General features: G+C 70.3%; 12 protein-coding genes. 2 read left to right on the top strand and 10 right to left on the bottom strand.

Annotation, left to right across the window (positions count from 1 at the left end; translation table 11 throughout):
• The first annotated feature begins 48 nt into the window (after positions 1-48).
• Positions 49-1023 (top strand): hypothetical protein, encoded by a 975-nt coding sequence (locus MLG87_RS03995; protein ID WP_243293913.1) that lies wholly within the window; start codon positions 49-51, stop codon positions 1021-1023.
• 29 nt (positions 1024-1052) lie between these two features.
• Here MLG87_RS03995 and MLG87_RS04000 read toward each other — a convergent pair whose 3' ends face one another.
• Positions 1053-1766 (bottom strand): hypothetical protein, encoded by a 714-nt coding sequence (locus MLG87_RS04000; protein ID WP_243293914.1) that lies wholly within the window; start codon positions 1764-1766, stop codon positions 1053-1055.
• Between the two features lie 194 nt (positions 1767-1960).
• Here MLG87_RS04000 and MLG87_RS04005 point away from each other — a divergent pair, with 194 nt between their 5' ends.
• On the top strand, positions 1961-2785 hold the full coding sequence (locus MLG87_RS04005; RefSeq protein ID WP_243293915.1) for a class I SAM-dependent methyltransferase: 825 nt from the start codon (positions 1961-1963) through the stop codon (positions 2783-2785).
• Positions 2786-2932: 147 nt separating this feature from the next.
• Here the strand turns inward: MLG87_RS04005 and MLG87_RS04010 are convergent, their stop codons facing one another.
• The 9 genes from MLG87_RS04010 to MLG87_RS04040 form a co-directional block, all read right to left on the bottom strand.
• Positions 2933-4660 (bottom strand): NAD(P)H-dependent flavin oxidoreductase, encoded by a 1728-nt coding sequence (locus tag MLG87_RS04010; RefSeq protein ID WP_243293916.1) that lies wholly within the window; start codon positions 4658-4660, stop codon positions 2933-2935.
• 183 nt (positions 4661-4843) lie between these two features.
• Positions 4844-5860 (bottom strand): ketol-acid reductoisomerase, encoded by a 1017-nt coding sequence (gene ilvC, locus MLG87_RS04015; protein WP_243293917.1) that lies wholly within the window; start codon positions 5858-5860, stop codon positions 4844-4846.
• 42 nt (positions 5861-5902) lie between these two features.
• On the bottom strand, positions 5903-6445 hold the full coding sequence (ilvN, locus tag MLG87_RS04020) for an acetolactate synthase small subunit (RefSeq protein WP_243293918.1): 543 nt from the start codon (positions 6443-6445) through the stop codon (positions 5903-5905).
• Positions 6446-6455: 10 nt separating this feature from the next.
• Positions 6456-8198, bottom strand: coding sequence for a biosynthetic-type acetolactate synthase large subunit (gene ilvB / locus MLG87_RS04025; RefSeq protein ID WP_243293919.1), 1743 nt, complete (start codon positions 8196-8198; stop codon positions 6456-6458).
• A 10-nt stretch (positions 8199-8208) separates the two neighbouring features.
• A complete protein-coding gene (ilvD, locus tag MLG87_RS04030; RefSeq protein WP_243293920.1) occupies positions 8209-9897 on the bottom strand; it encodes a dihydroxy-acid dehydratase in 1689 nt (562 codons plus the stop codon).
• A gap of 109 nt (positions 9898-10006) precedes the next feature.
• Positions 10007-10132 carry a hypothetical protein gene (locus MLG87_RS16030; protein ID WP_279341056.1) on the bottom strand — a complete coding sequence of 42 codons (126 nt, stop codon included), beginning with the start codon at positions 10130-10132 and terminating at the stop codon, positions 10007-10009.
• Between the two features lie 307 nt (positions 10133-10439).
• Positions 10440-11576, bottom strand: coding sequence for a 3-isopropylmalate dehydrogenase (leuB, locus tag MLG87_RS04035; protein WP_243293921.1), 1137 nt, complete (start codon positions 11574-11576; stop codon positions 10440-10442).
• Between the two features lie 2 nt (positions 11577-11578).
• A complete protein-coding gene (locus MLG87_RS16035; protein WP_279341058.1) occupies positions 11579-11713 on the bottom strand; it encodes a hypothetical protein in 135 nt (44 codons plus the stop codon).
• Positions 11710-13272: a 2-isopropylmalate synthase gene (locus MLG87_RS04040; RefSeq protein ID WP_243293922.1), complete on the bottom strand. Its 1563-nt coding sequence runs from the start codon at positions 13270-13272 to the stop codon at positions 11710-11712. The genes MLG87_RS16035 and MLG87_RS04040 overlap by 4 nt, the downstream gene beginning before the upstream one ends.
• Positions 13273-13359: the final 87 nt, after the last annotated feature.

Genomic DNA, 13359 nt, shown 5'->3' on the forward strand with positions numbered 1-13359 from the left:
CCAGCCTATGCTCTTCCGATGACCTGGAGACCCGTCCCGCGGGGGGAAGTGGATGCCCGCTCGCTGCCCCTCGATCCCAAGCAGGGCTACCTGCTGTCGCGCCTCGACGGGACGCTGGACATCCCCACCCTGGCCGCCCTCACGGGCCTGGGCCAGGAGCAGCTGACCGGCATGCTCCGGGATCTGGTGGCCCTGGGGGCCGTGATGCCGGAACCCCCCGTGGCCCGCCCACGCCAGGAAGCGCCACCACCGTCGCCTCCGCGTGAATCCGAGGCGGAGAGAACGGAAGGAGGCGGGGAAGCCGAAGAGGACACCGGGGAGGACGCTCCTACGGCTGCCGCCCGGATGGCAACCCACCGCCAGCTCTTCGAGCAGCAACTGCACCCGAAGCCCGTGGACGAGCGGGTGGCCCTGGCCCGGATCGCCGTGGAGCCCGAGTTGAGCGCCTGGTGCTTCGACCCCACCGCGGAGGTGATCCGTTCGGTGCTGGAGAACCCCCGGGTGGGCCCAGTCCACGCGCGCCTCATCGCGGCCCACCATCGCACCACGGCGGGCCTGGAGGCCCTGGGCGGTCGGGCCGGTTTCACGAACGACGCCGGCGTGCGCCGGGCCCTCCTCCAGAATCCGCTACTCCCGGCCAGCCTCTACCGCCGCCTCTGGTCCTCCCGGCGCCTGGCGGAGCAGTACCTGGTGGCCACGTCCCGCGACGCGCCGGAGCAGGTGCGCGCCATGGCCCGGGACCTGCTTCGCGCTAGCTTCACCCAGCGCACGGGCGAGGAGAAGGCCGAGCTGATCCTCAACACCGAGGGCCGCTGCCTGGCCAGCCTGGTGGGTCTCACGCTGGATGGCCACGCCACCGCCCTGCTCTGCCGCCGCACCTACGTCTCCACCCTGCTCATCCAGAACCTGGGCCGCTGGAGCGCCACGCCGCCCCAGCTCATCGCCCACCTCCGCCGCCAGGACGCCGTGAAGCGCAACGCGCCCTTGCGACAGCTGCTGGAGCGGCATCCCAACGCAAGTTGACTGCTGCGAGCCGACTGCTGCGAACTGGGCTACCTTGTCACCCAGGTGGCGAAGGCCATCCAGAGTCCGGTGCCGGCCAGGGCCAGGCGCAGCCAGTGCGACAGGATGACGAAGAGCCCGCCCCACAGGAAGGCGGGATGCAGGCGGCCCGTGCGGCGGCGGTCGTAGATCGCGCAGCCGATCACCGCCAGGTCCGTCAGGCCGAAATAGGCCAGAGGCCCGGCCTTGGCGATGGCGTCGAGGGGGATCCGCGCGATGGCCGCCGCCAGGATGCCCACGCAGGAGAGCAGCATGAGCCGCTTGTGGAAGTCCCCCTTGGCCCGCAACCAGAGGCCCGTGCCCACCAGCGATCCGAACACCACCATGTCCCCGAGGGGCACCACCAGGAAGATCAGCGGGGGCGGCCCCGGAGAACGCCCCAGCCGCGCGGCGGTGATGGCTGTCACCGTGCCGAGGACCAGGACCGCCACGGCGAGGAAGGCGCCGAGCAGGCCCAGCTGCTTGTGCAGGTCCAGCCGGCGGACCGCCACCAGCCGTGTCTGCACCACGAACAGACCGAACCAGAGGCTCATCACCAGTCCGTGCAGATGCAGCAGGGGGGACAGCGTCGGGGTGCCGAAGACCGCCTTGAGGTAGTAGGTCTTCGCGAAACCGAGGACCACGAGGAACGCCACCGCCCAGGCCGCGAAGGTGTAGAGGCGATGCGGGGGGGCGAGTGCGATGGGGCGCGAATCAAGGGCCATGTCCGTCCTCCGGGATGAGATCCCATGGGTGAGGCACTTCAGGAGCGATCCATCTAAACTAAGCCCATGAGACGCAAAATCAATTGTAAATTGGCGATATTATTTTTAATCACGGAATGAATCGTGCAAGCCCGCTTTCCCGGGATTCCCGCCCCCTCCGCTAGACTGGCGTCATGACAGGCATGGAGGCAGGGGTGGCCGGATCCGACGAGCGCGACTATGTCCTCGGGACGCATCAGGAGGAGATCGAGCGGCTGGGACTGCAGCACCGGGTCTGGCGACCCCATGTGCTCGAGTGCTGGCGCCGGGCCGGGATCACCACCGGTTCCCGAGTGCTCGATGTGGGCGCCGGGCCCGGCTACGCCACGTTGGACCTGGCGGAGATCGTGGGCCCGACGGGCGAGGTCCATGCGGCCGAGCGCTCGGGAAACTTCCTCCAGCATGCCCGCGGGGCCTGCCAGGCACGCGGCCTCGCGAACGTCCGCTTCCACGAGCAGGACCTCATGGCGGACCCCCTGGAAGTGACGGGCATGGACGCCGCCTGGTGCCGCTGGGTGGCCTCCTTCGTATCCGATCCCGCGAAGCTGGTGGCCACCGTGGCCCGGGCCCTGAAGCCCGGTGGCGTGGCCATCTTCCACGAGTACCTGGACTACCGTACCTGGCGCCTGGCGCCCCCCTGCCCGCCCCTGGAATCGTTCGTCTCGGAGGTCATGGCCAGCTGGCGGGCCTCCGGCGGCGAGCCGGACATCGCCCTCTCCCTGCCCAAGCTGCTCGAAAGCACCGGCCTCGCCGTGACGCGCCTGGAGCCGAAGATCTTCGTGATCCCGCCCACGGACTTCATCTGGAAGTGGCCCTCGGAGTTCGTGGAGATCAACCTCCAGCGGCTCCTGGACCTGGGCCGGGTGGACGAGGCCTGGGTCCGCTCCGTGCGCGATGCCCTCCGCGCCGCCGAAGCCGATCCGAAGACCCTGATGATCACGCCCATGGTGCTGGAGATCGTGGCGGAGCGGCGGAGCTGACTGAAGGCAACGACACTCGCGGAGGTCGCGGAGAAGGCTGAGGGACGCAGAGGAAATCAGGCAACAGCCTGATGAATATCTTCTCCGTCTACCTCCGCTTCCTCAGCGACCTCCGTGTGTGTCGTTTTGTCAGAGCAGTTCGGGGCTTCAGGCGTAGACGCGCTGCAGGCCCGGATCCTGGGTCAGCTCCTCGATGAGGTCGCGGACGCTGATCAGCTCGCGGAGCTTGGCGCCGTTGCTGCCGGTGAAGAAGAGGCCGTTCTCCTCGTCGCCCTTCATGGCGTCCGCCAGCCGGTCCGCGATGCAGTAGCCCACCGCCGCCGCGCCCTTGCCGTGGCCGCAGGGAGACAGGCAGTTGCTCACGCAGCGCACCTGGGGAGCGGTGCCCTCCTCGATGCGGCGCTGGAGGCTGGTGCGCACGCCCCGGGCAGGCAGGCCCACGGGGGACTTCATGAGGCCGATGTCCTCGGCCCGGGCGCGGAGGATGACCTCCTTGAAGATGGGCGAGGCGTCGCACTCGAAGGTGCCGATGAAGCGGGTGCCCATCTGCACGCCGGAGGCGCCCAGGGCCAGGAACTTCTGGATGTCCGCGTGGTCCCAGACGCCGCCGGCGACCAGGATGGGAAAGTCGCCCCACTTGTCCCGTTCCTCGATGACCTCAGGCAGGATGTTCTCCAGCGTGTGGGCCGGATCGGCGCAGCCCTCGTGGCTGAAGCCCTGGTGGCCCCCGCTCTCGGGACCCTCCAGCACCACCGCGTCCGGCAGGCGGCTGAACTTCCGCTGCCACTGCTTGCAGATGACCTGAAGCGCGCGGCCCGAAGACACGATGGGCACCAGGGCCACGTCCGCGTCACCCACCATGCCCGGCAGGCCCAGAGGCAGGCCCGCGCCGGACACGATCATCTGGGCGCCGCCGGCCAGGGAGGCCTTCACGGCGGCCTCGTAGCCCTCGATGGCGCAGAGGATGTTCACGCCCACGGCGCCGCGCCCCTCGGCGCGCTCGCGCGCGGCCCGGACGATCCACTCCAGGGCCTTGGGGGGATTCAGCGAATCGGTGCCGTCGGGCCGGCCCAGGCGCATCTTGGGGCTGGCCGAGCCGTGGTAGCCCGTGCCGATGGCGGACACCAGACCCACGCAGCCCTCGTGGGCCACGGCCCCCGCCAGGCCCTCCCAGGAGATGCCCACGCCCATGCCGCCCTGCTGGATGGGATAGGCCAGGTCGAGGTTGCGGATGCGCAGGCGGGGCAGCGTGCAGGCGCCCTTGCGCACCAGGGATTGGGCCATGGAATCGAGGCCCGCCATGAGCCGGGTCCGGAAGGCCGCCAGGGGCGAGGCGTCCAGAAGCGAGGGCGTGCGGGGCTGGAGGCCCACGGCGCCGTCGGCCATGGCCTGCCGGGCTTCGGCCTCGGTATCGGCCGTGGCCATCACAGGCAGGCCCAGGTGCCGCAGGGCCGCCACCAGGCCCGCCCGGGCCAGGAGGCCCGAGGCGCCGCCGGCCTTGGCCTGGGCCGCCTCTTCGGCGTTCTGCACGGCCACGATGCGGGGCAGGTTCGCATGGCGGAGCATGGCCAGGGTGGGGGGCAGCTCCGCCGTGTGCAGCAGGAAGGCCACACCCGCCTCCCGGGCCGCGGCCATGACCGAATCCGCGCTGTCGCGAAGGCCACGCAGGTCCAGCCCGATGCGTGCCCCCTCGCGCATGGAGGCCTTCAGTTCCTGCAGGCGCTCCCGCAGCTTGGCGGCATCCGGAAAGGCCTCGGTGCGCGGCAGCGCCCAACCCCCGGCGCGGAGGAAGGCGGCCTGGAAATCCATGGAACCGGGCGCCTGCCAGCCCTGGAGGGTCGGCAGGGACGCGGTGTTGAAGAAAGACTCGGACATGCTTGGCTCCGTGGGAGCGGAAATGGCTTTTCTCCCAATGTCATTCTGAGGCCTTTCCCCCTGTGACGGGGTTCAACCTTCCTACTCGGGGTCAAAATCACCTCCCCGAAAAGCCACCCGGCCCGGCGTCAGAATCCGCCGGGCCGGATGTTCGTGGATGTTCCATGCACAACAGCTGCTATGTCAGCTCTTGACTGCCGGGACCGGCACCTCGACGGGATCCAGGAAGGGCATCATGCGACGCAGTTCGCGGCCCACCTGCTCCAGCGGATGGTCGTAGTCGGCGGCCCGCTGGGCCTCGAACCACTTCCGGCCCGTGCGGTTCTCCTCCAGCCAGGCCTCGGCGTAGCGGCCGTCCTGGATCTCCTTCAGGATCTCCTTCATTTCCGCCTTGGTCTGGGCGGTCACGATGCGGGGGCCCCCGGTGTAGTCGCCGTATTCGGCGGTGTCGCTGATGCTGTAGCGCATGTAGCTGAGGCCGCCGCGCTGCATCAGGTCCACGATGAGCTTCAGCTCGTGCAGGCACTCGAAGTAGGCGATCTCGGGCTGGTAGCCGGCCTCCACCAGCGTCTCGAAGCCGGCCTTCACCAGGGCGCTGGTGCCGCCGCAGAGTACGGCCTTCTCGCCGAAGAGATCCGTCTCGGTCTCCTCCGTGAAGGTGGTCTCCAGCACGCCGGCGCGGGTGAGCCCGATGGCTGCGGCATAGGAGAGCGCCACCGCCAGGGCCTGTCCGCTGGCGTCCTGGTGGACGGCCACGAGGCCCGGTGTGCCGCCGCCTTCCACGAAGACCTCGCGGACGCGGTGGCCGGGGCTCTTGGGGGCCGCCAGGCTCACGTCCACGCCCGCGGGCACCTCGATGCAGCCATAGCGGATGTTGAAGCCGTGGGCGAACATCAGGGTCTTCCCCGGCGTCAGGTGGGGCGCGATGGATTCCTGGTAGAGCGCCGCCTGGCCCGTATCCGGGGTGAGCACCATGACCACGTCCGCCCAGGCCGCGGCCTCGGCGGGGGTGGTGACGGTGAGGCCCTGGGCTTCCGCCTTGGCGCGGGAGGCGGAGCCGGCCGGGAGGCCCACGCGGACGTGGACTCCGCTGTCCTTGAGGTTGAGGGCGTGGGCGTGGCCCTGGGAGCCGTAGCCCAGGATGGCGACCTTGCGGGCGCGGATGAGGCCGAGGTCGGCGTCGTAGTGGATCTTGGCCATGGGAGGCTCCTTGGGTGGATGGGCGGTGGGTGGAAGGAAGGGTCAGACGGACATGGCCTGGTTGCTGGGCGCGGGGGTGGGCGCGCGGCGTGGGACTTCCGGCGAGGCGCGCGGGCCGCGGGCCATGGCGACGGCCCCCGTGCGTCCCAGCTCGAGGATCCCGAAGGGCCGCAGGGCGTCCACCAGGGCGTCGATCTTGTCGGGACCGCCGGTGCATTCGATGGCGAGGCTGTCGCCGGCGATGTCCACCACGTTGGCCCGGAAGACCTGGGCGAGCTGGAGGACCTCGGACCGCACCTCGAGGCCCGCCGCCACGCGGATGAGGGCCAGGTCTCGGACCACCTTGGGCCGGTCGCCCAGCTGCTGGACCTCGAGGACGCTCACCTGCTTCCGGAGGTGCTCCACCGCCAGTCGCACGGTGGCTTCCTCCGCGTCCACGACGATGGTCATGCGGGACAGGCGGGGCCGCTCCGTGGGACCCACGGTGAGCGAGTGGATGTTGAACCCGCGGCGGCGGAACAGCGAGGCCACCCGCGTCAGCACGCCCGGTTCATCATCGGTGTAGACCACGAGCACATGGGGCATGGGATTCCTTTCAGACGGGGTCGGATCCGGTTTCGGCGATGGCGCTGGCGCCGGCATGAGTGGCGGGGCGGCGGATCATCTCGTGCAGCGCCGCCCCGGCGGGGACCATGGGATAGACGCTGTCCTCCTGCTCCACCCGGAACTCGATCAGGGCGGTGCCCTCCGCGGCCCGGGCCTCGGCCACGGCGCTGGCGAGGTCCGCCCGCGTGTCCACGCGCTGGCCGTGGATGCCGAAGGCGCCGGCCAGCTTCACGAAGTCCGGCGACAGGATGGGCGTTGCGGCGTAGCGGCCCTCGTAGAACAGGGCCTGCCACTGGCGGACCATGCCGAGGAAGCCGTTGTTGATGATGGCGATGTTCACCTTCACGCCCTCCTGCACGGCGGTCATCAGCTCGGCGAAGGTCATCTGGAAGCCGCCGTCTCCCGCCACCACCCAGACCTCGGCCTCGGGCCGGGCCAGCTTGGCGCCGATGGCGGCGGGGAGGGCGAAGCCCATGGTCCCGGCGCCCCCGCTGGTGATGAGGCTGCGCTCCGCGTCGTGGTGGTAGTACTGGGCCTCCCACATCTGGTGCTGGCCCACGTCCGTCACCACCACCGCGTTCCCGCCCGTGAGGCGCCAGAGGTCGTGCATCACGTGGGCCGCGTAGAGGTGGCCGTCATCGGGCAGGTTCTTGATGTCGCGCACGGCGGAATCGCCCCGCCAGCCGCGGATCTGCTTCAGCCACTTGGAGCGGTCCGCCACGGGGATGTCCGGCAGCAGGGCCCGCAGGACCGTGAGCAGGTCCCCGGCGATGGCCACGTCCACGGGCACGTTCTTCCCGAGCTCGCTGGCGTCAATGTCGATGTGGATCTTCTTCGCGTGGGGGGCGTACTCCTTGAGCTTGCCGGTCACGCGGTCGTCGAACCGCATGCCGAAGGCCAGCAGCAGGTCCGCCTCCTGGATGGCCTTGTTCACCCAGGCCTCGCCGTGCATGCCCATCATGCCGAGGCTGAGGGGATGCGTGGCGGGCACGGCGCCCAGTCCCAGAAGGGTCAGGGCGAAGGGGATGTCCGCCCGCTCGGCCAGGGTCAGGACTTCGGCCCGGGCGCCGGACATCTGGATGCCATGGCCCGCCAGGATGATGGGCCGCTTGGCGTGGCGGATCAGCTCCAAGGCCCGGGCCAGGGCCTCGGGATCCAGGGGCGGCGGCAGGTGGCGCAGGTGCCGGATGGGCTCCGCCGCCTCCCAGTCGAGGTCCGCGCGGCCCTGCTGCGCGTCCTTGGTGATGTCCACCAGCACCGGTCCCGGGCGTCCGCTCTTCGCCACGGCGAAGGCCTCCCGCAGCACGGGCACGATGTCCCCGGCCCGCGTCACCAGGTAGTTGTGCTTGGTGACGGGCAGCGTGATGCCCGTGATGTCCACTTCCTGGAAGGCGTCCGTGCCCAGCACGCCGGAGCCCACCTGGCCCGTGATGGCCACCATGGGCGTGGAATCCATCATGGCCGTGGCCAGCCCCGTCACCAGGTTGGTGGCGCCGGGACCCGAGGTGGCCACGACGACGCCCACCCGGCCGGAGGCCCGGGCATAGCCGTCGGCCATGTGGGCCGCGCTCTGCTCGTGACGCACGAGCACGTGGCGGATGTCGTAACCCACCATGGCGTCGTAGGCGGGCAGGATCGCGCCGCCCGGATAGCCGAAGACGGTGCTGATGCCCTCGCGGAGCAGGCATTCCCAGATGAGCTGGGCTCCGGTGTGCGTTCCGCCGGTGGTCATGGGTCCTCCTTCACTGGGCCAGGGTGATGGCGCCCTCAGCCGCGCTGGCGACCGTGGCGGCGTACTTGGCGAAGACTCCCGTCCGGTAGCGCGGCGCGGGAGCCTTCCATTCGGCCCGGCGGCGGGCCAACTCGTCCTCCGGCACCTTCAGGTCCAGGCGCCGGGTGGGGATGTCGAAGACCACCGTGTCGCCCTCGCGCACCAGGGCGATGGGGCCGCCCACGGCTGCTTCCGGGGCCACATGGCCCGCCATGAGGCCCCGGGTGGCCCCGGAGAACCGGCCGTCCGTGAGGAGCGCCACGGACTCGCCGAGCCCGGCACCCACCAGGGCCGCCGTGACGCCCAGCATCTCGCGCATGCCGGGGCCGCCCTTGGGGCCTTCGTAGCGGATCACCACCACGTCGCCCGGATCGATGCCACCCGCCTGCACGGCGGCGAAGGCATCCTCCTCGTGCTCGAAGACGCGCGCCGGGCCCGTGTGGTGCAGGCGCTCGTGGCCCGCCACCTTGATGACGCAGCCCTCCGGCGCCAGGCTGCCCCGCAGGATCACGAGGCCGCCGCTGGGCTTCAGGGGCCGGTTGAAGGGCCGCACGACTTCCTGTCCCGGCGTCTCCGGAGCACCGGCCAGCTCCTCGCCCAGCGTGCGACCGGTCACGGTCAGGGCCGCGCCGTGGATGAGCCCCCCTTCCAGCAGGCGGCTGGCCACCAGCCGGATGCCGCCGGCAGCGTAGAGGTCCGGGGCCATGAAGCGCCCGCCGGGCTTCATGTCCGCCAACAGCGGGGTGCGCGTGCTGACGCGGTCGAAGTCCTCCAGCGTGAAGGGCACGCCCGCCTCCCGGGCCAATGCGAGATAGTGCAGGACGGCGTTGGTGGATCCGCCCGTGGCCGCCACGGCCGCCACAGCGTTCTCGAAGGCCTCGCGGGTGAGGATGGCGCTGGGGCGCAGGTCGCGCTTCAACAGCTCCATCACCAGGCGTCCGCAGGTCTCCGCGGCCTCGCCCTTGCGGGGATCCTCCGCAGGAATGCCATTGAGGCCCATGGGGCTTAGGCCGATGAGCTCCAGGCTGGCGGACATGGTGTTGGCCGTGAACTGGCCACCGCAGGCACCGGCACCGGGACAGGCGGCATCCTCCACCTCCTTCAGCCCCGCATCGTCCAGCTTGCCGGCGCTGTGGGCGCCCACGGCCTCGAAGACGTCCTGCACCGTGAGGTCCTTGCCACCGCAGTGTCCCGAGGCCGTGGAGCCGCCGTAGAGGATCAGGCCGGGGATGTCCAGGCGGGCCAGGGCCATGGCCACGCCGGGGTTGGTCTTGTCGCAGCCCGAGAGGCAGACCAGCGCGTCGAAGGCGTTGCCCCGGGCCACCAGCTCGATGGAATCGGCGATGACCTCGCGGCTCACCAGGGAGGCCTTCATGCCCTCGGTGCCCATGGTGATGCCGTCGCTGATGGAGACCGTGCAGAACTCCATGGGCGTGCCGCCGGCGGCGCGGACGCCGGCCTTCACGCGCTCCGCCAGCGCCTGCAGGTGGTAGTTGCAGGGGCCGATCTCGGTCCAGGTGTTCGCGATGCCGATGATGGGCTTCGCCAGGTCCTCGTCCGTGAAGCCGATGGCCTTGAGCATGGCCCGGGCCGGGGCGCGGTCGGGCCCCTGGGTGATGACCCGGCTGCGGCGGTTGAGCGGTTGTCCTGCGTCTGACATGGTCTTCCTCTGTGGGAAGGCCACCGACCTCGGGGATGACAGGACCAGATGTGAAAAGGCCCCGCATCGTTCGAGGTGCGGGGCCGGTTTCGGTTGGTTCCGAGAACGTCTAGGAGGCCCCCACCTCGCCGCTAATAATCAGCACGGCGGGAATGGCCACCAGGTCGGCCACGGGGCGCGCCACTGCGGGCGACATCGCCGCAGCTGCCGAGTGGTCGAGGTGGGAAAGGCTCATGGGCGATGAGTCTTAGGGATCGAGCGGGAAAAGTCAACCGTGAAGTCAGGTCATATCGGGGAGTCATGGGAGTCCTCAGGAGAATCGATATCGAAGAGGTCGGGTCGAAGGGGCCGGGCCGATGTGGAAAGGCCCCGCCTGGGTGCGGGGCCGGGATCTGGATGCTGCCGTCCCCGCCCCTAACCCGTCAGCCGCAGCACCAGCCCAGGCAGCCCGCCAATCACGCCGACGGTCCCTACCACGAAGGTGGGGATTGCGTCGGCGGGGGCGGAGACGGGGAGCATGGGTCGGGTTCCGGATCGGGGGTTCAAAGATGGGGGCGGGCGCCTTCGGGCGAACCGCACCAGGCGTAGGCGGAGTCAGCCAGCCGGGCTCCCTTGGCGCCGGGCGGGCGGATGGCATCGCGGATCTTGGCGCCCAGGGCCTGGGTGCCGTGGTGGTGCTTGAGGCCCCCCAGGTCCGAGGTGCCGTGACCGCCCTTGAGGACGCGGTCCACCGCGGATTCCAGGGCGCGGGCCTCCACCTCGAGCCGGAGGCTGTGGCGGAGCAGCATGGCCGCCGAGAGGATGGTGCCGATGGGGTTGGCCGCGTCCTTTCCGGCGATGTCCGGCGCAGAGCCGTGGATGGGCTCGTAGAGCCCCACGGGGCCACCCAGACTGGCCGAGGGCAGCAGGCCCAGCGAGCCCGCGAGCACCGCGGCCTCGTCGCTGAGGATGTCCCCGAAGAGGTTCTCCGTCAGCACCACGTCGAAGTCGCGGGGCCGGGTGATGAGGGCCATGGCGAAGCTGTCCACGTAGGCGTGGCTGACCTTGACCGTGGGATACGCAGGCGCCAGCTCATCCACCACCTGCCGCCAGAGGCGGGAGGTCTCCAGCACGTTGGCCTTGTCCACGGAAACCAGCAGCCGCCGCCTGGAGGCGGCGAGCTCGAAGGCCACCCGCGCGACCTGCTCGACTTCTGTGCGGGTGTAGGGCAGCGTGTTCACGGCCCGCTCCTCCGAGAAGGACCGGGGCTCTCCGAAATAGAGGCCGCCGCCCAGCTCCCGGACGATCATCAGGTCCGTGCCGTGGACCACCTCCGGGCGGAGCGGCGAAGCATCCTCCAAGGCCGGGTGGACCTTGACGGGGCGCAGGTTGGCGTAGAGACCCAGGGCGCGACGCAGGCGCAGCAGGCCGGACTCGGGGCGCTGCTCGCGCGGGTGGCGGTCCCAGGCCGGACCACCCACGGCGCCCAGCAGGACGGCGTCACTGGCTTGGCAACGGGCCAGGGTCTCGGCCGGCAAGGGATCGCCCGTGGCGTCCACAGCCGCGCCGCCGACCAGGGCTTCCTCCAGGTGGAACTGGTGGCCGAAGGCCTTGGCCACGGCGGTGAGGCAGGCGGCCGCCTCGTGGACCACTTCGGGGCCCACGCCGTCGCCGGGAAGAAGGGTGATGCGGGCTTCCACGTTCAAACTCCCCAGAGGTACTGGTCAGGGTCCGCCCCGTCCTCCGGGGACGCGGCGGGCAGCGCGGCGGCCTGGACGGCAATGTCCGTCCTGACGTCGGCGGATTCAAGGCCTTGCGGCAGGGTTTCCTTCATCACATCACCCCCTGGCGGCGGACGGGACCGGCGGCGGGCGTCTCGGCGGAGCGGCGGGCGAACAGCACCTTGTTGGAGGCGTTCAGGTAGGCCCGGGCGCTGGCCTCGACAATGTCCGTGCTGGCGCCCTTCCCCCCTTGGATGACGCCGCCGAACTCGACCTGGACGAACACCTCCCCCACCGCGTCCGCGCCGCCCGTGATGGAATGCATACGGAAATCCACGAGCTTCCCCTTCAGGCCCGTGAGCTTGTCCACCGCCGCGAAGACCGCGTTGACCGGGCCGTCGCCCATGGCGGTCTCCGTGGCCTCCCCCGCCTCGCCGGCCAGGGTGACCAGGGCCGTGGCGAACATGGCCGTGCCCGCCGTGGCCTGTACCGCGCGGAGCTTGAAGGCCTCGGGAATATGCGCGAGCCCGTCGCGCACGATGGTCAGGAGGTCCTCGTCGAAGATCTCCTTCTTCTGGTCGCTGAGCTTGGTGAAGAGCTTGTAGGCCTTCTCCAGGGCCGCCTTGTCCAGGGGGTAGCCCAGCTCCTCGAAGCGCTTGCCCAAGGCGTGGCGGCCCGAGTGCTTGCCCAGCACCAGGCTCGTGCGGTTCGCCCCGACGGATTCCGGGGTCATGATCTCGTAGGTGGAGCGGTGGCTCAGCATGCCGTGCTGGTGGATGCCGCTCTCATGGGCGAAGGCGTTCCGGCCCACGATGGCCTTGTTGGGCTGCACCTGGACGCCGGTGATGTTGGCCAAGGTCTGGCTGGCGCGGGTGATGGCCTCCCGGTGGACGCCCGTCTCGTAGGGCAGCGCGTCCCGGCGCACGGACAGCGCCATGACCACTTCCTCGAGGGCGGCGTTGCCGGCCCGCTCGCCGATGCCGTTCACCGTGCACTCCACCTGGCGGGCCCCCGCGGCCACGGCCGCCAGCGAGTTCGCCACGGCCAGGCCCAGGTCGTTGTGGCAGTGGACGCTGATGGTGACGCCGTCGATGCCCGGGACCTTGTCCCGCAGGTACCGGATGAGCCGTCCGTACTCGTCGGGCACCGTATAGCCCACGGTGTCGGGCACGTTGAGGACCGTCGCCCCCTCCTCGATGGCCGCGGTGAACACCGCCACCAGGAAGTCCCAGTCGCTGCGCGTGGCGTCCTCGGCGGAGAACTCGACATCCGGCGTGAAGCCCTTGGCCGTCCGCACGCCCTCGCGGATCATGGCCAGGGCCTCCTCGCGGGTCTTCTGGAGCTTGTACTCCAGGTGGATGTCCGAGGTGGCCAGGAAGGTGTGGATGCGCGGCCGGGCGGCGCCGGAGACCGCCTGCCAGGCCCGCTCGATGTCCCTGGGAAGGGCGCGGCAGAGGGCGGCGATGACTGGCTTCCGGCATTCGCGGGCCACGGCCTGCACGGCGGCGAAGTCATCCTCGGAAGCCACGGGGAAGCCGGCCTCGATGACATCCACACCCAGGGCCTCCAGCTGGCGCGCCATCAGCAGCTTCTCGTCCAGGTTCATGCTGCAGCCGGGCGACTGCTCTCCGTCGCGGAGGGTGGTGTCGAAGATGGCGATCCGCTCACTGCCCATAAAGGACTCCTGGACCGGCCGGGGCCGGAGGGATCACCAAAAGATCCTCCGATCTAGCCCATAAATACATTTAATTTTTTTTATGAT

The organism is Geothrix mesophila (assembly GCF_022808835.1).
Lineage (GTDB): Bacteria > Acidobacteriota > Holophagae > Holophagales > Holophagaceae > Geothrix > Geothrix paludis.

What these genes read in the sequence shown, in the direction of transcription:
- MLG87_RS04000 (WP_243293914.1), bottom strand. Translation starts at nt 1,766, where the DNA reads ATGGCCCTTGATTCGCGCCCCATCGCACTCGCCCCCCCGCATCGCCTC.
- MLG87_RS04010 (WP_243293916.1), bottom strand. Translation starts at nt 4,660, where the DNA reads ATGTCCGAGTCTTTCTTCAACACCGCGTCCCTGCCGACCCTCCAGGGC.
- ilvC (WP_243293917.1), bottom strand. Translation starts at nt 5,860, where the DNA reads ATGGCCAAGATCCACTACGACGCCGACCTCGGCCTCATCCGCGCCCGC.
- ilvN (WP_243293918.1), bottom strand. Translation starts at nt 6,445, where the DNA reads ATGCCCCATGTGCTCGTGGTCTACACCGATGATGAACCGGGCGTGCTG.
- ilvB (WP_243293919.1), bottom strand. Translation starts at nt 8,198, where the DNA reads ATGACCACCGGCGGAACGCACACCGGAGCCCAGCTCATCTGGGAATGC.
- ilvD (WP_243293920.1), bottom strand. Translation starts at nt 9,897, where the DNA reads ATGTCAGACGCAGGACAACCGCTCAACCGCCGCAGCCGGGTCATCACC.
- MLG87_RS16030 (WP_279341056.1), bottom strand. Translation starts at nt 10,132, where the DNA reads ATGAGCCTTTCCCACCTCGACCACTCGGCAGCTGCGGCGATGTCGCCC.
- MLG87_RS04040 (WP_243293922.1), bottom strand. Translation starts at nt 13,272, where the DNA reads ATGGGCAGTGAGCGGATCGCCATCTTCGACACCACCCTCCGCGACGGA.